At 70.7% G+C, this 19101-nt stretch carries 16 protein-coding genes; 10 read left to right on the top strand and 6 right to left on the bottom strand.

The features are described 5' to 3' along the window. Window positions 1-277: 277 nt before the first annotated feature. Window positions 278-1843: a hypothetical protein gene (locus tag AB0395_RS18220; RefSeq protein WP_366281913.1), complete on the top strand. Its 1566-nt coding sequence runs from the start codon at window positions 278-280 to the stop codon at window positions 1841-1843. A gap of 126 nt (window positions 1844-1969) precedes the next feature. Then, entirely contained in the window at window positions 1970-3133 is a 1164-nt protein-coding gene (locus tag AB0395_RS18215) for a hypothetical protein (RefSeq protein WP_366281911.1), read from the top strand. A gap of 101 nt (window positions 3134-3234) precedes the next feature. On the opposite strand, the gene AB0395_RS18210 is transcribed toward AB0395_RS18215, so the two are convergent. After that, window positions 3235-4812: an MDR family MFS transporter gene (locus AB0395_RS18210; RefSeq protein WP_366281910.1), complete on the bottom strand. Its 1578-nt coding sequence runs from the start codon at window positions 4810-4812 to the stop codon at window positions 3235-3237. Between the two features lie 80 nt (window positions 4813-4892). On the opposite strand from AB0395_RS18210, the gene AB0395_RS18205 reads away from it, so the two are divergent. Beyond that, on the top strand, window positions 4893-5453 hold the full coding sequence (locus AB0395_RS18205) for a TetR family transcriptional regulator (RefSeq protein WP_366281908.1): 561 nt from the start codon (window positions 4893-4895) through the stop codon (window positions 5451-5453). A gap of 55 nt (window positions 5454-5508) precedes the next feature. On the opposite strand, the gene AB0395_RS18200 is transcribed toward AB0395_RS18205, so the two are convergent. Further along, window positions 5509-6513 carry a cation diffusion facilitator family transporter gene (locus AB0395_RS18200; protein WP_366281906.1) on the bottom strand — a complete coding sequence of 335 codons (1005 nt, stop codon included), beginning with the start codon at window positions 6511-6513 and terminating at the stop codon, window positions 5509-5511. Between the two features lie 632 nt (window positions 6514-7145). Here AB0395_RS18200 and AB0395_RS18195 point away from each other — a divergent pair. Continuing rightward, window positions 7146-7889: an alpha/beta fold hydrolase gene (locus AB0395_RS18195; protein WP_366281904.1), complete on the top strand. Its 744-nt coding sequence runs from the start codon at window positions 7146-7148 to the stop codon at window positions 7887-7889. Between the two features lie 49 nt (window positions 7890-7938). On the opposite strand, the gene AB0395_RS18190 is transcribed toward AB0395_RS18195, so the two are convergent. The 3 genes from AB0395_RS18190 to AB0395_RS18180 form a co-directional block, all read right to left on the bottom strand. Continuing rightward, the gene (locus AB0395_RS18190) at window positions 7939-8823 is read right to left on the bottom strand and encodes a glycoside hydrolase family 16 protein (RefSeq protein ID WP_366281902.1); all 885 of its coding nucleotides are present in this window, start codon (window positions 8821-8823) and stop codon (window positions 7939-7941) included. Next, window positions 8820-10892, bottom strand: a complete 2073-nt coding sequence (locus AB0395_RS18185) for an acyltransferase family protein (protein ID WP_366281900.1) — start codon at window positions 10890-10892, stop codon at window positions 8820-8822. The genes AB0395_RS18190 and AB0395_RS18185 overlap by 4 nt, the downstream gene beginning before the upstream one ends. A 100-nt stretch (window positions 10893-10992) precedes the next feature. Next, entirely contained in the window at window positions 10993-12372 is a 1380-nt protein-coding gene (locus AB0395_RS18180) for a glycosyltransferase (RefSeq protein WP_366281898.1), read from the bottom strand. A gap of 824 nt (window positions 12373-13196) precedes the next feature. Here AB0395_RS18180 and AB0395_RS18175 point away from each other — a divergent pair. Then, window positions 13197-14294: a ring-opening amidohydrolase gene (locus tag AB0395_RS18175; RefSeq protein ID WP_366281896.1), complete on the top strand. Its 1098-nt coding sequence runs from the start codon at window positions 13197-13199 to the stop codon at window positions 14292-14294. On the opposite strand, the gene AB0395_RS18170 is transcribed toward AB0395_RS18175, so the two are convergent. Next, window positions 14295-14504, bottom strand: a complete 210-nt coding sequence (locus AB0395_RS18170) for a hypothetical protein (protein ID WP_366281894.1) — start codon at window positions 14502-14504, stop codon at window positions 14295-14297. Between the two features lie 165 nt (window positions 14505-14669). Here AB0395_RS18170 and AB0395_RS18165 point away from each other — a divergent pair, with 165 nt between their 5' ends. The 5 genes from AB0395_RS18165 to aroB all read left to right on the top strand — a co-directional run bounded on the left by AB0395_RS18165 (window position 14670) and on the right by aroB (window position 19099). Further along, complete coding sequence (locus AB0395_RS18165) at window positions 14670-15224, top strand: SseB family protein (protein WP_366281892.1); 555 nt, start codon at window positions 14670-14672, stop codon at window positions 15222-15224. A 7-nt stretch (window positions 15225-15231) separates the two neighbouring features. Then, window positions 15232-16188: an A24 family peptidase gene (locus tag AB0395_RS18160; protein ID WP_366281891.1), complete on the top strand. Its 957-nt coding sequence runs from the start codon at window positions 15232-15234 to the stop codon at window positions 16186-16188. A gap of 88 nt (window positions 16189-16276) precedes the next feature. Continuing rightward, window positions 16277-17455, top strand: coding sequence for a chorismate synthase (aroC, locus tag AB0395_RS18155; protein WP_366281889.1), 1179 nt, complete (start codon window positions 16277-16279; stop codon window positions 17453-17455). 67 nt (window positions 17456-17522) lie between these two features. Continuing rightward, a complete protein-coding gene (locus AB0395_RS18150; protein WP_366281887.1) occupies window positions 17523-18026 on the top strand; it encodes a shikimate kinase in 504 nt (167 codons plus the stop codon). Continuing rightward, window positions 18023-19099 carry a 3-dehydroquinate synthase gene (gene aroB, locus AB0395_RS18145; protein ID WP_366281884.1) on the top strand — a complete coding sequence of 359 codons (1077 nt, stop codon included), beginning with the start codon at window positions 18023-18025 and terminating at the stop codon, window positions 19097-19099. Before AB0395_RS18150 ends, aroB begins: the two co-directional genes overlap by 4 nt. Window positions 19100-19101 lie beyond the last annotated feature (2 nt).

Below are 19101 nucleotides of genomic sequence, written 5' to 3'. Positions count from 1 at the left end.
GATGAGCAGCGATCTACGGGGGCTCACCCCGATCCGCGGTCCGAGCCACCGGGTGGCCAGGAACGTGCAGGCGGTGGAGACGGCGATCAGCCGGGGAGCCCCGGGCATGGGCTCCCCGCCACGGCGGTCTCGGGCGACAGAGGACGGGCACCCCTTCCGGGGCCCGTCCTTTTTTGCGGCCCAGGGCGGGGCAAGCCGGTCACTTCCGGCATACGGCCACCTCGATTTCCGGAGTATGGCCACTTCAACGCGGCAATACCGCCCCTGGAAGCCGGCCGTGGAGGAAACTGAGGAGAGTTCAGGCACCTCCTTCTCCTCCCCCGCAGAGGCAGGCATGGCCGACAACGAACGTCCCCGTCCCGCATGGGCCACGCGCCTGCGCGAGCAACGGCGTGACCGATGCTGGAGCCAGCGAGAGCTGGCCCGCCGCCTCGTCCAGGCGGCCGACGAGGACACCCGCCGCACGCTTCCGGCGAGGGAGAGCGTGATACGCCTGATCAAGGCACACGAGGCGGGCAACAACCAGCCCAGAGACCCCTATCGCGTCCTGTACTGCCGGGTGTTCGACATCGGGGAGGCGGAACTCTTCGCCGTGGAGGGCACGCCCCCGTCGTCGTCGCGGCCCCGCCTTCCGGACGTGTTCGACCGGGTCGTCGTGCCGTCGCCGTACGGGCACCTCGACCCGGCCGTGATCGGGGTGCTGTTCGCGGCACTCGCCGGTTTCGCATCGGCCGGTCTCGCAGGGAACGATTCCGTATCGGCCGGTCTCGCGGGGAAACGGCTTTTCGAGGGTAGTTTTGACGGGGACGCACCCGATGGAGGCGCCATGGACCGCCGCACCGCGATGCAGCTTCTCACCCTGATCGGAGCCGGGGCGCTGGCACCCCCCGACGCGGTCGCCGCGATCCTGTCCGGGGTGGACCGGGCGATCGGCGACCGGGAGGGTCTCGACCTGGACGACTGGGAGCGGACCGCCTGGGAGTACAGCTTCCGCACCAACACCGGCCCGCTCGGCGCGCTCGTCGGAGATCTGACGGCCGACATAGCCGAGATCGGACGGCTTCTCGACCGAACCACCTCGCCGTCCGACCGCGCCGGGCTGCTGCGCGTCACCGCCTCGTTCGCCCAGACCCTTTCCGGGGAGTTCACCCACCTGCGTGCCACCGGCCAGGCCCGGCGGGCGCAGCGCACCGCCCGCCGCGCGGCCGACGCTTCAGGAGACCGCGACCTGCGGGTGTCCGTGCGCGCCGGAGAGGCGTGGAACTCGTTCGCGGCGGGCCAGCCCTACCAACTCGTCCTGCAGCTGCTCGACGATGCCATACGGATCTCGGATGGCGTTCCCAGCGTGGCGCTCGCGCGTGCGTACGCGGCCCGCGCGACGGTGCTCGCCGCCCAGTCGGCCACCCAGCACGGTGACGGGGAGACCGCTCGTACGGCGCTGCGCGACCTCCGGGCGGTCTGGGACCGGTTGCCGGACCGCGATACCAAGGACGAGCTCACCTACTGGGGTTTCTCAGAAAGGGCGATGCGTTTCACCGAGGCGGAGGTGTTCGCTCTGCTGGGCGAAACGCGGGAGGCCAGGCAGGCGGCGGAGCGCGCGTCCGCCCTCTACTCGCCCGCGCTCGTTCACGGCCTCGCCAATCTCCGGCTCATCCAGTCCTACAGCCTGATCCGTGAACGCGATGTCTCCGACGGCCTCGACCACGCCCTTGCGAGCATCCAGGGACCGCCGATCACCCCCTACCGCCGTCTGCTCGTCGGCCACGTCATCGAGGCACTCCCCGAGCGGGCTCGTGCCCTTCCTGCGGCTCGGGAACTGAGTGCCCTGGTGGCGGCGAGCTGAGTTCCGTCGCGGGGAGATCGTTTGTTCGGGGGCGGGCATTCCCTTCGAGTGCCCGCCTCTTTCGCTTCGTGACGAGTTCTCCAAATCCCGATATGTCGCCAGAGTTGACGCAGTAGCATCTGCGGCGTGCGAGCCAAATGGGGCGTTGCCGCCCTGACCTCGTTGGTGATCGGTCTGGCGAGCGTGCCCGGCGCCGCCGCGCCCGCCTGGGGCGTGGGCCGGTCCTCGGCCGGACATCAGAGTGCCGTGGATGAGAGCGGCGCGCGGGAAGGCGAGGCCTCCGCGGGGAGAGCCGGGCGCGAGGCCGTACCCGGGAATCCGAGCGGGCGCGCCGCGGTGCCCGCCCAGGCTCGCGCGGTCGACACCACGCGTTCGACCCGGGTCGTCGGCACCGGCACCCCCGCGAGTTGCACCTCCCAGGCGGTGGTAGCGGCCGTCGCCGCGGGCGGGATCATCACCTTCTCCTGCGGCCCCGCCCCCGTCACCATCACGCTGACCGCCACCGCGAAGGTCCGCAACACCTCACCCAGAGTCGTGCTGGACGGCGGCGGCAAGGTGACGCTCAGCGGCGGCGGCAGACGGCGGATCCTCTACATGAACACCTGTGACCAGGCCCAGGGCTGGACCACCTCGCACTGCGACGACCAGAGTCAGCCGCAGCTCGTCGTCCAGAATCTGACCTTCGCCGACGGGAACGCGACGGGGCGGCCGATCGAGGAGGGAGGCGGTGGCGCGATCTTCGTCCGAGGCGGGCAGTTCAAGGTCGTCAACTCACGCTTCCTGCGCAACCGATGCGACCCCGTCGGCCCGGACGTCGGCGGGGCGGCCATCCGCGTCCTCGACCAGTTCCAGGACCGTCCCGTCCAGATCGTGAACAGCACCTTCGGCGGAGCGGCCGGGCAGGGTGGCGTCTGCTCCAACGGCGGGGCGCTGAGCAGCATCGGGGTCTCCTGGGTGGTGCTCAACAGCCTCATGACGCACAACACGGCGATCGGACGAGGGGCCAACCCGGCCCGTACCGGCACCCCCGGAGGCGGTAGCGGCGGCGCGATCTACGCCGACGGCGACCGGTTCAGCATCAGGATCGCCGGCTCGGTGATCCAGGACAACAACGCAAGAGAGGGCGGCGGGGCGGTCTTCTTCGTCAGCAACGACCGCACCGGCACCCTCGCCATCGAGGGCTCAACGCTGCGCAGGAACCGCAGCGCCGGATTCGAAACCGAGGGCTTCCCCGGCATCTTCTTCCTCGGCGCGGGCAGGCCGAGGGTCGTCTCCTCCACCCTGAGATGATCGCGAAGGCGGGGTCCCGCCGCCGTCTCGCCTGATCTGGCTGCGGGGAAGCCTGAAGCCCGGGACCGGTGGGCGAGTCGGTCCCGGGCTCGCTGAGGAGGCTAGTTGGCCTCTGCGGGGACCGGGGGAGCGGTGGGGTCGGCCGGGGCGGCCTGGGCCGAGCGGAGCGGAAGCTCCTTCATCGCCAGTACGGCGACCGCGGCCAGTACGGCGATCGGCACGCCCACCAGGAAGACCGTGTGGATGGCCCGGGTGAAGGCCTCCAGGATCACCTGCAGCACGGGGGCGGGCAGCTGGTGGATGGCGGCCGGGGAGCCGAGGTTGGGGGCGGCGCCGCCCGTCAGGGGCAGGTGCGCGGCCTTGGCGAGGGAGATCAGCTCGGAGGTGAGCCGGTTGGACAGGATCGCGCCGAAGGCGGCGACGCCGACCGCACCGCCGAGGGAGCGGAAGAAGGAAACGCCGGAGGTGGTCGAGGCCATGTCGGCGCGGGTGACGGCGTTCTGCGCGGCCAGGATCAGGATCTGCATGGAGGCGCCGAGACCGATGCCGAGCACCGCGATGTCGACGCCGACGATCACCAGCGAGCTGTCGACGTGCAGCCGGGAGAGCAGGAACAGGCCGACCGCGACGAGCAGCATGCCCACGACGGGGAAGATCTTCCAGCGGCCCGTCTTGGAGACGAACCGGCCGACCAGGATCGAGGAGACGAGCAGGCCGAGCACCATGGGCAGGGTCATCAGGCCGGAGCCGGTGGGGCTCATCCCCTTGACGATCTGCAGGTACTGCGGCAGGAACATCAGCGCGCCGAACATCGCGGCGCCGACGAGCAGGGAGGCGACGCTGGTGAGCACGAAGGTGTGGTTGCGGAACAGGTGCGGGGGCAGGATCGGGTCGGCCGCCTTGCGCTCGGCCACCACGGCCAGGCCGAACAGTGCCAGGCTCAGCGCGCCCAGCCCGTAGGTCCAGCCGGAGTTCCAGTCGAACTCCTTGCCGCCGAAGGACAGCAGCAGCATCAGCGCGGTGGTGCCGCCGGTGATGAAGGTCGCGCCCCACCAGTCGACCTTGGTGTCACGGCGGACCAGCGGCAGCTTGAGCACCTTCTGGATGACCACGAACGCGACCACGGCCAGCGGCACGCAGATCCAGAACGTCCAGCGCCAGGACATGTTGTCCACGATGAACCCGCCGAGGAGCGGGCCCGCGACGGTGGAGACGCCGAAGACCGCGCCGATGTAGCCGGAGTAGCGGCCCCGCTCACGCGGCTCGACCACGTCGCCGAGGATGATCTGCGGCAGCGCCGCCAGGCCTCCGGCGCCGATGCCCTGCACGGCCCTGGCCACGATGAGCTGGCCCATGTCCTGGGAGAAGCCCGCGGCGACGGAGGAGAAGACGAAGATCAGCAGGGAGACCTGGAACATGAGCTTGCGGCCGTAGAGGTCCGACAGCTTGCCCCACAGGGGGGTTGAGGCGGTCATGGTCAGCAGGGTCGCGCTCGCCACCCAGGCGAGCTGGTCCTGACCGCCGAGCGTGCCCACGATCGTCGGCAGCGCGGTTCCCACCACGGACGTCGAGATCATCGACGTCAGCATGGCGAGCATCAGGCCGGCCAGGATCTCCAGCACCTGTTTGTGGGTGAACCGCGGTGCTGTCTCGGCCTGGACCTGTTGTTCGGTCAGCATGAACCATCCCCCAATGTGTGTACGATACATATGAAGTTAGTAGACGCTTGTTTACTCGTCAAATCTGGAAGGATCGGAAGGTGGATGAGATACGGCACCGCGACAGGGAGGGCACGAGATGCCGCATCCTCGATGCCGCCCGTCGCCTGTTCGCCGAGCTTGGCTACGACCAGGTGACGATGCGGCTCATCTCCGCGGAGGCGGGCGCCAACATCGCCCTGATCAACCGCTACTTCGGCACGAAACGGGAGTTGTTCGCCGAGGTCCTCGCGATGCAGGGGCGCTTCCCCGGCGTGCTTGAGGTCTCCGACGAGGAGCTGCCTCGCCGCCTGGCCGAGTACGTCGCCGACCGGCTCGGCTCCGACGAAGGGGGGCCGGTGCTGGCGGCGCTCAGCCGGTCGTCGGCCAGCCCGGAGCTCAGCGAGATCATCAAGGCGCGGGTCAGCTCCGCGATACTGGAGCCGCTGGCCGCGCGCCTGTCCGGTCCTGACGCGACCTTCAGGGCGACCGTCGCCACCTCGCTCATCACCGGCACGGGTACGCTGCGTCAGCTCTACGGCCCCGGCGCGCTCGACTCACCCGGCCGCGACGTCCTGGTCAGGCGACTCACGAGGATCTTCGAGGCCTGCCTCGAGGTGTGAGAACCCGTCCTGGGGCGTGGTTCCAGGTCAGGGAAGAGACCCGACGCGGGCCTGCTCAGCGGTGCGACGACCCGGTCTTCGCCTCTCTGGTCCGCCGCGTCCCCGCTCCCGTCCCGCCGGACTCCTCGCGGGCCATGGCGATCCGGCAGGCCGTCCCCGGGACATGGTCGACCTGCAGCGTGCTGTGGTCGATGTGGAACCGCTCGTGCAGCAGGTCGGCCAGCTCGCGGCGGACCCGGTGGCAGTCGCCGCCGGGCGTGATGGTCACGTGCGCGGACAGCGCGGGGAAGCCGCTGGTCACGGTCCACACGTGGAGGTCCTCGACGCCGGTCACCTCGGCGTGGGCGGTCATCGTCGCGCTCACCTCCGCGGGGGGCGCGCCGGGGGGCGCGGCCTCGAACAGGATGCGTCCCGCGTCGCGCAGCAGGCCGTACGCGGCCTTGCCCATCAGGGCCGCGACGACCAGCGCGGCGAGCGCGTCCGCCCTGCCCCAGCCGGTGATCCAGACGACCGCGCCTGCGATCGCGGTGGCCACGAAGGCGTACATGTCGTTGAGGATGTGCTGGAAGGCGCCCTCGACGTTGAGGCTGCTCCGGTCGGCCCTGGCGATGAGCCACGCCGCGGCGGCGTTGACCACGATCCCGGCCAGGGCCGTGCCGAGGACCAGCGTCCCCGTCACCTCCGGCGGCGTGATGAGCCGCCGGACGCCCTCGTAGACGAAGTAGGCGACGAGGACGACGAACGTCAGCCCGTTGATCGCGGCGGAGAGGATCTCGGCGCGTTTCCAGCCGAAGGTGTAGGCGCCGCTGGCGGGGCGGGCCGCCATGTTCATCGCGACCAGCGCGAGCGCGATGGAGGCGGCGTCGGTGAGCATGTGCCCCGCGTCGGAGATCAACGCGATGGAGTTGGCGAGGAGGCCGACCACGACCTCGGCCGCCATGAAGGCCGTCAGTAGCGCGAGTGCCGCCACCAGGTAGCGGCGGTCGGAGTGCGCGCCGTACCCGTGCCCATGCCCGTGGCCGTGCCCGTGGCCATGGGCGTGTCCGTGTCCGTGACCCATCCCAAGATCCATCCCGTCAACACCTGAACAGTTGCTCAGACGTTATGCAAGGTAAGCCTAACAGAACAGGATCCGGGGAGTGCGGGGCGTCGGCTGGACAGTAAATGCGCGCCTCGCAAAACACAGGGTTCCCATATGAACCATGCGAAACACGCAAAATCAGCGAACGATGTGGACGACGTATCCCCGAGGACGGCCGAGGCCCGCCTCCCGCACCGGTCGTGAGGACGCCAGGGGTCGTCTCTCGTGCCCGGCCTCCCTGTCCGCACGAACGGGCACCCCCTCGCGCTCTACCGTTAGAGCCGTGACGATGTGAAGATTTCTGCGGAGCACCAGCCGCACCGATCCGACGGGAACATGCCTCTCCTCACCACGACGCACGGCGGGGACCGGCGGCCGGACAGCCGTCCGCCCCGCGTCACCGGCATGATCACGGATCACTCGCGCGGACGCGGTGGCCCCTGGCCGATCGTGGGAGATCGCCGCGCAGTGCGGAACGCGCCCAGAACCCAGAAAGGAACCGACATGACCAACCCGTTCGAGCACCCGGACGGCGGATCGCGGGCCCCGCGCGGAGAGATCCGGGGCCGCCGCGGCGAGCCACGGGCTCCGTACGGCGGGCGGGAGCGCGCATGACCTGGCTGCGCCCCCTCAAACCCCGGCCGGAGGCCGCCATGCGGCTGATCTGCTTCACGCACGCGGGCGGCTCGATCACCGCCTACCGCGACTGGCCCGACCTGCTGCCCGACTCGGTCGAGCTGTACGGCGTGCAGCTGCCGGGCAGGGCCGACCGGTTCAACGAGCCGATGCCCGGTGACGTGGAGACGCTGGTCGGCTCCGTGGTCGAGGAAATGCTGCCGCTGCTGGACCGGCGCTTCGCGCTGTTCGGGCACAGCATGGGCGCGATGGTCGCCTACGAGACCACACGGGCCCTCGAGGCGAGGGGAGCCGATCCGGAGCGGCTGTTCGCCTCGGGATGCGCGGCACCGCACGAGCCCAGGCGGAGGCGGGAGATCTCCTCCTACGACGACGAGCGGTTCATGGCGGAGCTGGTCAAGCTCGGTGGCACTGACCTGCAGATCCTCGCTCACCCCGCGATGCGGGAGGTCATCTTCCCCTACGTACGGGGTGACTTCCGCCTGGTCGAGAGCTACCGTCACCGCCCGGGGCCCGCGCTGCGCACCCCGATCTCCGTCATCGTCGGCGACTCGGACCCGGTGGTCAGCCAGGCTCAGGCCAAGGCGTGGGAAACGCGCACGCTGTCCGACTTCTCCCTGACGGTCCTGCCCGGCGGCCACTTCTACCTGCAGCCGCGGCGCGCCGAGGTGATCGCGGAGGTCGTCCGGAGGCTGGGCGCGGGCCTGCGGGGACGGTAGGCCCGGGTCCTGGCGAGCCCGGGTTCTGACGACGCCGCGGGGCGGCTCCTCACCCCCGTCCTGCGGTCCTGGTCGCCACGGAGACGTAGTCGACCAGCATGGGCCTGCCGGAGACGGTCGCGGCCGTCGGCCCGCCGCCGAAGGCCGAGGGGAGGCCGCCGCCCATGGCGACGTTCAGGATCAGGAAGAAGCCGTGCCCGGTGGCCGCCTGCCAGGTCGCCGGGTCCATCCGGGTGGCCGCGACGGCGAGGACCTGGACGTCGTCGAGGTACCAGCGGATCTCGGTCGCGCTGATCTCGACGCCGTAGCGGTGGAAGCCGCCGTGACAGGTGGGGCACGGCCGCTCGCCGGAACCGATGCCGGAGGGCTCGGCGCACGGCCCGCCGGGCGTCACCCCGCAGTGCATGGCGGACATGACCGAGGGGCGCCCGTTCACCGCCTCGACGACGTCGATCTCCCCGACACCGGGCCAGCCGGTGTAGCCGTCGCGCAGCCGGGCGCCCAGCATCCAGAACGCGGGCCAGTAACCCGCGCCGTCCGCCTCGGTCACCCCGGGCAGCTGGATCCTGGCCTCGACCCGCAGCACGCCTCCCGGCGGGGGCCTGAAGTCGGACCGAACGGTCTCGACCCGGCCCGAGGTCCAGGACCCGTCGCGCAGCAGGGGGGTGACGGCCAGGTTTCCCCGGCCGTCGAGGGAGACGTTCTCCGCCGAGTCGGTCATGGTCTCGATCTCCCCGGTGCCCCACCGGGGCGCGGGGCACCCGGGATAACAGGTGCCGACGTCGTGCCGCCAGCCCGCGGGCAGCGGCGATCCGGCCGCGCCGTCGAAATCGTCGCGGAACACCTCGGTCCACCCCGGGGGCTCCTTCTGGCCCGGCCCCGAGCACCCGGCCAGAAGGACGATCATGGCGAGGATCGCCTGGGCGAGCCTCACAGCACGGTGGGGATGAGGTCGAGATCCTCCAGGTCCTGCTCGATCCGTGGTGCGAGCCGTGCCGCGAGGGTGTCGGTGATGTGCGCGTCGTCACGGTAGAGCACGATGCCGTCGAGCGCGGCGGGACAGGTGTCCCCGCTGTCCGGGCACAGGAGCGGGACCATGTCGAGCAGGCGGACGCCTGGACGTTCCCCCGCGACGATCTGCTGGGCCAGCGGGTCGGGGCGCAGGCCGTCGCGGCGCGGGAACGCGCAGTCCTTGACGGGCCTGCCCGATAGGCAGGCGGGCACGTCCTTGCCGGGCAGCGGGGTGTCACGCAGGTAGACCAGCGAGGCGCCGAGCCGCGACAGCGGAGTGAGCGTCGCGTCCCAGGCACGGGTCAGCGCCGCCGTGTCGCTCGCGTACGCGTTGAGCGAGGCCACCAGGATCATCCGGGGCGGCGACTCGCCGGCCAGCCGTTTCAGGGCGTAGTCCCGCCAGGCGTTGCACTCTCGGTACTCCCGGCCGAGGCGTGGATCGACGACCGTGAGCCGGGGCAGCGGGCAGCCGGGCTTGGTGAGGACCTCCAGCGCCCACCCCCTCCGTACGGCGATGCGCTCCGCAACGGCGAACCACTGGCCCGCGTGGGAGTCGCCGATCAGGACGATCCTGTCCTTCGAGGCGGGGTTGCCGAACAGGCACGGCGGACTCGTCGTCGCGGTCAGTGCGATCTCACAGCCCGCCGACTTGGGGAAGTCGGTCCTGGCCTCTGCGGGCGTCGGGTGCAGCGCCGTACCGGGAGCACCCGCGGGACCCGAGGCGTCGACGGTTCCGGCGACGGTTCCGGCCACGGTGACCCGGGTGGCCGTCGCGCCCTGCACCACCCCGCCGTTGAGCAGGAGCGCGGCGGCCACCGGGACGGCCATCGCGCTGGTGCCGAGGGCCAGGCCCCGCCTGGGCAGCGCGGAGACGACCTCCGACAGTCGCAACGGCCGCTCGACCAGCCTCAGCGTCAGGAACGCGGGCAGCGCGGAGGCCAGGATCAGCGCCAGCCGTACCGGCCACGGCTGTGTGCCGAGCGCCGCCTCGGTGAGGACCAGGACCGGCCAGTGCCACAGATACCAGGAGAACGAGAGCCGCCCGATCGCGCGGACCGGGGCCCAGGAGAACGCCGCGGAGACCGGTGAGCGGAACAGGATGACCGCCGCCGTGCCCAGCGTGGGCACCAGGGCGGCCGTCCCGGGGTAGGGGGTCGCAGGGCCGATCCCTGCGATTGACCAGGCGATCGCGGCGGCCCCCGCCAGGCCCAGAGCCCCTCCGGCGACCCGGAAGGTGAAGCGCAGGCGCCGCTCGGGCCCGCCCCGTGCGTCCCCGGCGTCCTGACGGCCCTCGCCGCCGTCGGGACGCGCGCTGTACGGCATGAGCAGGGCGGCCAGGGCTCCCACGCCGAACTGCCAGGCCCTTGAGGGGGAGGAGAGATAGGCGAGAGGGGCGCTGACGCCGGTCCACCACAGGGACAGCGCGAACGAGACGCCGGTCAGCGTCACGACGGCGACCGCGATCGCGGGAAAGGGGCTGCGGCCGAGGCGGCGGGCCAGCAGGACCAGCACCAGGAGCAGCGGCGCCCACAGCAGGTAGAACTGCTCCTCGACGGCCAGCGACCAGTAGTGCAGCAGGGGGCTCGGGTCCCGCTCCGCGGCCAGGTAGTCGGTCTGGCCCGCGACGAACCGCCAGTTGGCGATGTACAGGGCGGCGGTGACCACGTCACCGGCGACGTCGCCGCCGCGCAGGGGCGGCAGCAGCAGCCAGGCTCCGGCCGTCGTGGCGAGCAGCACCACCCCGGCGGCGGGCAGGATGCGCCTGGCCCGCCTGGCGTAGAACTCGGCCAGCGAGAAACGACCGGTGGCGGAGACGTCGCGCAGCAGCAGGCCGGTGATCAGGAAGCCGGAGATGACGAAGAACACGTCGACCCCGACGAACCCTCCGGCCATGCCGGGCACGGTCGCGTGAAAGGCGAGCACGGCCAGGACGGCCACCGCTCGCAGCCCCTCGATGTCCGGCCTGAAGCCGAGACGATAGCGGGAGGTCACGGCAGCAGCGGTGGCAGTACGGCGAAGCCCGAGGCGAGCAGGACGCCGAGCAGCAGCAGGACGGTGATGGCCAGGGCCTCTGGCCAGCGCAGACGGTGGTTCAACGGAGGATCCTCCACAGGTCACGGATGAGGGGGAGGGCGATGTACGTGGTGCCTACGGCGAACAGGGTCAGTGCCCAGTACTCGCCCCAGCCGTAGACGGGGGCGCGCAGCGCGATGCCGATCCAGGTGGCGGCGGTGGTGACGGTCAGCCAGACAAAGGCCATGCGGGCGACGGAGGAGACCAGCGTGCTCTTGCCCGCTGCGGCGCCGCTCGGCACCCACGCCGCGGCCTGGTTGCGCACCGCGTGCACGATGGAGATCAGGTGGCAGTAGGCGTACAGGGTCTGGGCGCGGGTCACCTCGAAGCGCCAGCGGCTCACCGAGACCGCGGGCAGCAGCACCAGCGCGACCCAGAGCGGCCCCACGAACGGGATCATGTGCCATGCCCTGACCTCCTGTGGGTAGAAGGTGAGCATGACGAGCCCGGGGAGCGGGACCGCGGCGATGTTGGCGGCCGAGACGAAGTAGCTCAGGAAGCCGCTGTAGTAGGAGAGCCGTACCCGCCACGCCATCGGCGTGCGATGGAAGTCGCGGTCGAACAGCAGGCTCATGCAGCCCATCGCCCACCGGTACTGCTGGGCGATGTAGGAGGCGACGTTGTCAGGGGACAGCCCCTTCGCCAGCAGCACCGGGACGTACTTGGTGCGGTAGCCGTGCTTCATCAGCTCGACGCTGGTGTAGATGTCCTCGCTGTGGTCGATCCTGGGGAAGCCGCCGATCTCCTTCAGCGTTGAGCGCCGGTAGACCACGTTCGTGCCCACGCAGATGGCGCCGCCGTCGGCGTCCCTTGAGGGCTGCAGCCACCGATAGAACATCTCCTGCGCAGCTCCGGCCGTTCGCTGCAGCCAAGGCATGTCCGCCGTGGTGTCGAAGTACTGCGGCGACTGGGCCACGGCGATTTTCGGGTCCTCGAGATAGGGGACCAGATGGGACAGGAAATCGGGCCTGGGGCAGAAATCGGCGTCGAAGACCGCGACCACCTCTCCCGAGCTGATCGAGAGGCCGTGGTTGAGGTTGCCCGCCTTCTTCATGTGCCCTAGGTCGGAACGGGAGCTGTAACGGAAGCCGTGGTGCCCGGCCAGTTCTGCGACCTCGGGACGCGCGGCGTCGTCGAGCACCCAGACCGTTACCGGACCGTTCCACAGCAGTGCTGACACATGGTTGAAGGTGTTGTCCAGGATCTCCATGGGCTCGCCCCTTGTCGGCAGGAACACGTCCACAGACGGGAACCGGGCGGGCCGCCACGAGCGGACGAGCAGCTCATGGGACTCCCAGGTGGTCAGCCGCTGGCGCTGCCCGTCGACGAACGACATCGTCCAGCCTGTGAGATTCAGCGCCAGTGCGGCGAAGAACGGCCACAGCGCGGGATGGCGCATGGAGAAAAGGAAAAGCGTCCCCGCGGTGAATGTCAGGGAAAGGGGTACCGACAAGAGTACCCAGCGCTTTTGTGGTCCGAAATAGAGCTTTAGTTCGTCGTCCGACGGAGGCTGTGGAAGATATTGAACGGCCTTGTCGGGAGGTGATTCGAGTACTGCGAGCATGCGGAGAACCCCGATTTCTCAGCTGCGTGGGGCGGCTCGTTTCCCGCCGCGACCCCAACTGTAAACAAAGTTATTGGTGTCGCGTGCGCCGTCGGATGATCTAGAAGGAAACGCCGCGTTAACTGAGTGCGATTCCGTGCTGTGAAATATCCGTTGATGTTCCATCAAATAGTGATATGTCCAACTCATTGGGCATGTGGGTGTGTTGCAGATCACAGGTTGACTCGGTGTGAGGGACGGCGATTCCTGTCGAAGAAAAGTGCCTCGTTGGGTGAAAGATGCCCGTGAGTCGGGTGAGGGGGACCGTTAGCGTCCCCATGCGGGAGAACGATTGCCGATCATGATGGGCGGTGGAACCACGGCCACTCGCGGCATGCGCGACATGTCCATCACCGGTAACAACCTCCACATACGTCCGTCTTATCCCTTCCCGGGCTGTGATGTGCCCTTCCCTCCGTGTCAGGTCTCGTCCTCGTCTCCGCAACCGTTCTTCCGCCGGCGCGTCTCGTCGGCCGGCGCGACGTCCGGAGGCGGTCGTCCCGCTCGGGAGCGCCGGAGCGCCGGAGCCCGGGACGCCGGAGCGGCGGTCACCGGAGAGGCGGGCACCGTGGTGCGAGAGTGATTGACGTGTTGCGTCGAAGGATCGAAAGGTGACAGGGATGCCCGAACCGATTGAAGTGCGCAAGGTGCCGATCGAGAGCGTGACCGACGCCTCGGGACTGGCCCGGCTCATCGACGACGGGGTGATCGAGGCACACCGGGTGCTCGCGGTGATCGGCAAGACCGAGGGCAACGGCGGGGTGAACGACTACACGCGCATCCTGGCCGACCGCGCCTTCCGCGAGGTGCTCGCGGCCAAGGGGCACCCGGCTCCGGAGAACGTCCCGCTGGTGTGGTCCGGGGGCACCGACGGCGTTCTCAGCCCGCACGCGACCATCTTCGCAACCACGGCGAACGCCGAGCCGAGCGGGGAACCGCGCGTCAGCGTCGGCATCGCGATGAGCGACGTCATCCTCCCCGAGGACATCGGCCGTCCGGCCATGGTGGAGAAGGTCGCCGCGGGTGTCCGGGAGGCCATGAGGATCGCCGGGATCGACGACCCCGCCGACGTTCACTACGTCCAGACCAAGACGCCCCTGCTGACCCTGGCCACCATCAACGACGCCAGGTCCCGGGGCAAGGACGTGGTCGTCGAGGACACCGGCCCCTCCATGGACATCTCCAACTCGACCACCGCGCTCGGCATCGCGGTCGCGCTCGGCGAGATCGAGATGCCCGCCGCCGAGCAGATCCACCGTGACCTGTCGCTCTACTCCTCCGTCGCGTCCTGCTCCTCCGGTGTCGAACTGGACCGGGCGCAGATCGTCGTCGTCGGCAACGTCCGCGGTATCGGCGGACGCTACCGGATCGGGCACTCGGTCATGAAGGACGCGCTGGACGCGGACGGCATCTGGGAGGCCATCCGCTCAAGCGGCATCGACCTGCCGGAACGTCCCCACCCCTCCGACCTGGACGGCAGGCTGGTCAACGTCTTCATGAAATGCGAGGCGGATCCGTCGGGCAGCGTCAGGGGGCGCCGCAACATCATGCTCGACGACTCCGACGTGCACTGGCACCGCCAGATCAAGGCCGCGGTCGGCGGCGTCGCGGCCAGCGTCACCGGAGACCCCGCCGTCTTCGTCTCGGTCGCCGCGGTCCACCAGGGCCCCAGCGGCGGCGGCCCGGTGGCCGCCATCGCCGACCTGGGCCAACGTTGATCAGTGTCGTAGTGCGTAGACGGTCCAGAAGATGCCGACGGTCAGGGCGAAGCACAGGATCTCCACCGCGCGGCGGGCCACGCGCGAGGCCCGTGCCTCCCCGGCCTGAGACTCCGGGACGTGCGATGGCGACGTTCGCGAGACCCCGGTCTCGCATGTCGTCGTCTCCGGCTGCCCGGTCGTTGAATCGCGCTCGGCCGTGTCCGGCATGATCCGCCCCTCTTCCCGCTCTCGCGATCTCCCGTTCTCGCGTCCGGTGCGGGCATCGTGGCCCGCCATGGGACCCGGGGACATGAGGCCGGTGTCCTGGTTCGCCCGGGACACCGGGCCGTGGCGTTCCTGCCTGTCCGGTCGTCGCGGGTAGGCTCCGGGTTCGTGCCGAGCATTCCCCAACCTCTGGTCCCCGGCGACGACGGTTCCGCCGACGCCGCCGTCTCGTCCGCGCTCGCGGCCTTCTCCGCCGGTACGGCTGACGCGGGCGCGGTGATAGCAGCCCTCGGCGGCGCGCGGCTGCTCGTTCCTGTGGTCGCCCTGCTGACGGAGTCCGAGGTCGGTGAGCACGGGCTGCGGCAGGAGAAGGAGAGCGAGATGGCTCTGCCGAAACTCGTCGGCAAGGACGGGCGGGAGGCGGTGCTCGCCTTCACCGGGACCGAGTCCCTGAAGCTCTGGCGCCCCGACGCCCGCCCCATCCAGGCGACCACCCCGCAGGTCTGCCAGGCGGCGGTGCACGAGAACGCGGCCGCGGTGGTGATCGACGTCGCGGGACCGGTGTCCTTCGTGATCGAGGGGGGCGTCCTGCGGGCGTTCGCCGCGGTCGAGTCGGGAACCGTCGACCAGTTGGGGCCCGAGGTCACCGTGGCGCGGATGGAGCAGGCCCCCGCCGCCCCCCGGCGCCGCCGGTTCGGCTGGCCGCTGCGCGGACGAGGCTGATCTCCGCGTGAGCCTCCTGCCCGTCGTGGCGGCTTTCGCCGGTTCGCCGCTCGGGTTCTGGACGAGGACCCTGGTGGTCCGCCATTCGGTGGCCGAGAGAGAACCGCTCCGATACGCCTGCCCGCGATGCGAAACCCCGCTGCCCAGAATCGCGCTCCGGAGACGCCCTGAGGAGACGGGGGCGCCGGAAGGGACAGGGACACCGCCGGAGATCGTGAGCGGGGGCCGTTCCGAGAGGGACGGGGCGTCCGGTAGGCAGGACGGAGGCTTCGCGGGGGCGGGGGCGCGCCTGGGCGCGGGCACGGCGAGGTGGGGGCGGCTCGCGCCGTTCGCCTCGCTGGCCGCAGGGCGTTGTCCCGGGTGCCGCCGGCGGATCGGGCCGCCCCCATTGACGGTCGAGTTCGTCACCGCCGCGCTGCTGACCGCCCTCGCCCTGCGCGCCCCGTCACCCGTGTGGCCCGGCGCCGTCCGCGTGACGCCACGGCCCGAGGTGGCGTCGGCGGGGGAGTTGCTGGCCTACGGATGGCTGGCCGTCGTCGCCGTCGGCCTCGTCTTCGTCGACGTCGCCGTTCACCGCCTTCCCGACCGGCTCACCCTCGCCGCCTGCCTGGGGACGGCGGCGCCGCTCACGGTGACGGCCCTGCTGGAGGGCCGCCCCGGCGACCTGCTCAGGGCCCTTTTCTGCGGACTCGCCCTCGCGGCCTTCTACCTGCTGCTTTTCGTGATCAATCCGTCCGGGATGGGGCTGGGCGACGTCAAGCTCGCGGTGAGCCTGGGCATCGCGCTCGGCTGGCTCGGCTGGAACGCGCTGGTCACCGGGGCCTTCCTGGGCTTTCTCGCAGGCGGTCTCTACGGCGGCGCGCTGCTGGTCGCGCGCAGGGCGAGACGCGGCAGCGAGATCCCCTTCGGCCCTTTCATGATCGCCGGAGCCTTCGCGGTCATCCTGACCGGCATGGGCGGGTGACCGCGGGAGGCGAGGAGGACACGCCGTCACCGTCTCAGCCAGTGAGCTTCGGCCATTCCAGTGGGCGGCACGTGGAAGACTTGTCATCATGTTGCGCTGGTTGACCGCCGGGGAGTCCCACGGCCCCGAGCTCGTCGCGATCTTGGAAGGCCTGCCCGCCGGAGTGGAGGTGACCACGGCCGATATCGACCGAGCGCTGGCGAGACGCCGCCTGGGTTACGGCCGCGGTGCCCGGATGAAGTTCGAGCAGGACGTGGTGAACGTCGTCGGCGGCGTGCGGCACGGCCGTACGCTCGGCAGTCCCGTCGCCATCCGGGTGGGCAACACCGAGTGGCCCAAGTGGGAGACCGTCATGGCGGCCGACCCGGTCGATCCCGCCCTGCTGGAGGGCCAGGCCCGCAACGCGCCGCGTTCGCGTCCCCGCCCCGGCCACGCCGACCTCGCGGGCATGCAGAAGTACGGCTTCGACGACGCCCGTCCCGTGCTCGACCGGGCCAGTGCCCGCGAGACCGCCGCGCGGGTCGCGCTCGGCCAGGTCGCCCGAAGCTTCCTCAAGCAGGCACTCGGCGTCGACATCGTCAGCCACGTCGTCTCGATCGGCGGAGCGCAGACCACGCCGGGCGTCGTTCCCGGCCCCGATGACATGGACGCCGTCGACGCCGATCCGGTGCGCTGCGCCGACTCGGCGGGCAGCGCCGCCATGGTCGCCGAGATCGACAAGGCGCACAAGGACGGCGACACCCTCGGCGGCGTCGTCGAGGTGCTCGCCTACGGGTTGCCGCCGGGGCTGGGCAGCTACACCCACTGGGACCGCCGCCTCGACGCGCGCCTCGCCGCCGCGCTGATGGGCATCCAGGCGATCAAGGGGGTCGCCGTCGGCGACGGCTTCGAGACCGCCCGCCGCCCCGGTTCCCGGGCTCATGACGAGATCGAGAACACCGCGGACGGCGTCCGCCGCATCACCAACCGCGCGGGCGGCGTCGAGGGCGGCATGACCAACGGCGAGCCGCTGCGGGTCAGCGCGGCGATGAAGCCGATCTCCACGGTGCCCAGGGCGCTGGCCACCGTCGACGTGCTGACCGGAGAGGCCGCGAAGGCCCACCACGAGCGTTCCGACGTGTGCGCCGTCCCGGCCGCCGCGATCGTCGCCGAGGCGATGGTCGCGCTGGTCCTCGCCGACGCCGCGATCGAGAAGTTCGGCGGCGACTCCGTCGAGGAGGTCGCCCGCAACCTGTCCGGCTACCTTTCCTCGATGGTGATCAAGTGAGCGTGCGAACCGGCGGGCGGAGCCGATCCGGCTCCCGAGCCGCCGGGCCGCGGGCGGAGGAGGCACAGTGAGTCCCCGCGTAGTCCTGGTCGGCGCCCCTGGAGCGGGCAAGTCGACCGTCGGCAAGTTGCTGGCCGAGCGGCTGGGGGTCGCCTTCCGCGACACCGACGCCGACGTTGAGGCCACGGTAGGCAAACCGGTCGGCGACATCTTCGTCGAGGACGGCGAGGAGCGCTTCAGGGAGCTCGAGGCGCAGGCCGTACGGCTGGCGCTGGCCGAGCACGGCGGCGTGCTGTCCCTCGGCGGTGGCGCGGTGCTGGCCGAGGCCACGCGGGAACTGCTGGGCGGTCACTCGATCGTCTACCTGGAGGTCGGCCTGTCGCAGGCCGTGCAGCGGGTCGGTCTCGCCTCGGCGCGGCCGCTGCTCGTGCTCAACCCGCGCAGCCAGCTGAAGAAGCTGATGGACGCCCGCCGCCCGATCTACGAGGGACTGGCCAAGATCACCGTGGCCACCGACGAACGCGACCCCGACGAGGTCGTCGAGGAGATCGTGAAGGGACTCGAACCGTGACGACCTCCAGGATCAAAGTCGGCGGGGAGGCCCCCTACGACGTGGTGATCGGCACCGGCGTGCTCGGAGAGCTTCCCGGGCTGCTCGGTCCCGCTGTCCGCACCGTCGCCGTGGTCCACCCGGTGAGCCTGCCGGAGATCGCCAGGCCCGTGTGCGGCGCGATCGAGGCGGCCGGATACCAGGTCGTCCCGCTGCCGGTGCCCGACGCGGAGCAGGCCAAGACGGTCGAGGTCGCCGCTGCGCTCTGGTCGGACTTCGGCCGTCACGGCGTCACGCGGTCCGATGCCGTGGTCGGCGTCGGCGGGGGAGCGACCACCGACCTGGCGGGCTTCGCCGCCGCCACCTGGCTGCGCGGTGTCAAGGTCGTGCAGGTGCCGACCACGCTGCTCGGCATGGTCGACGCGGCGGTCGGCGGCAAGACCGGGATCAACACTCCCGAGGGTAAGAACCTGGTCGGTTCCTTCCATCCTCCGGCGGGCGTCCTGTGCGACCTGGCCACGCTGGTCTCCGTGCCTCGGGACGACTACGTCGGCGGCCTCGCCGAGATCATCAAGGGCGGCTTCATCGCCGACCCGGTGATCCTGTCCCTCATCGAGGAGGCCCCGCAGGAGGCCAGGCACCCGGAGGGGCGGCACACCCGCGAGCTCATCGAGCGGAAGGTCCAGATCAAGGCCGACGTGGTCGGCGCGGACCTGCGCGAGGGTGGTCTGCGGGAGATCCTCAACTACGGCCACACCCTGGCCCACGCCATCGAGCGGGTCGAGCGCTACCGGATCCGGCACGGCGAGGCCGTCGCCATCGGCATGGTCTACGCCGCCGAGCTGTCCCGCCTCGACGGGCGGATCGGCGCCGCGGTTGTCGAACGCACCCGGTCCATCCTGACCTCCGTCGGACTGCCCACGGCCTACCGCCGTGACGCGTGGCCCGAGCTGCGTGAGCACATGCGCCTGGACAAGAAGAGCCGCGGCGCCAAGCTGCGCTTCGTCGTCCTGGACGACCTGGCGAAGGTGTCCCCGCTCGAGGACCCGCCGGAGGAGCTGCTCGAGGCGGCGTACGAGGAGATCGCCCGATGAGA

Source organism: Streptosporangium sp. NPDC051023, assembly GCF_040689595.1.
Taxonomy (GTDB): domain Bacteria; phylum Actinomycetota; class Actinomycetes; order Streptosporangiales; family Streptosporangiaceae; genus Streptosporangium.
This window is presented reverse-complemented; position numbering and strand designations above follow the sequence as displayed.

Excerpts from the sequence above, each read along its gene's own strand:
- AB0395_RS18175 (WP_366281896.1), top strand. The coding sequence starts at position 13,197 with ATGCCCGAACCGATTGAAGTGCGCAAGGTGCCGATCGAGAGCGTGACC.
- aroC (WP_366281889.1), top strand. The coding sequence starts at position 16,277 with ATGTTGCGCTGGTTGACCGCCGGGGAGTCCCACGGCCCCGAGCTCGTC.
- AB0395_RS18170 (WP_366281894.1), bottom strand. The coding sequence starts at position 14,504 with ATGCCGGACACGGCCGAGCGCGATTCAACGACCGGGCAGCCGGAGACG.
- AB0395_RS18195 (WP_366281904.1), top strand. The coding sequence starts at position 7,146 with ATGACCTGGCTGCGCCCCCTCAAACCCCGGCCGGAGGCCGCCATGCGG.
- AB0395_RS18180 (WP_366281898.1), bottom strand. The coding sequence starts at position 12,372 with ATGCGCCATCCCGCGCTGTGGCCGTTCTTCGCCGCACTGGCGCTGAAT.
- AB0395_RS18200 (WP_366281906.1), bottom strand. The coding sequence starts at position 6,513 with ATGGGTCACGGACACGGACACGCCCATGGCCACGGGCACGGCCACGGG.
- AB0395_RS18210 (WP_366281910.1), bottom strand. The coding sequence starts at position 4,812 with ATGCTGACCGAACAACAGGTCCAGGCCGAGACAGCACCGCGGTTCACC.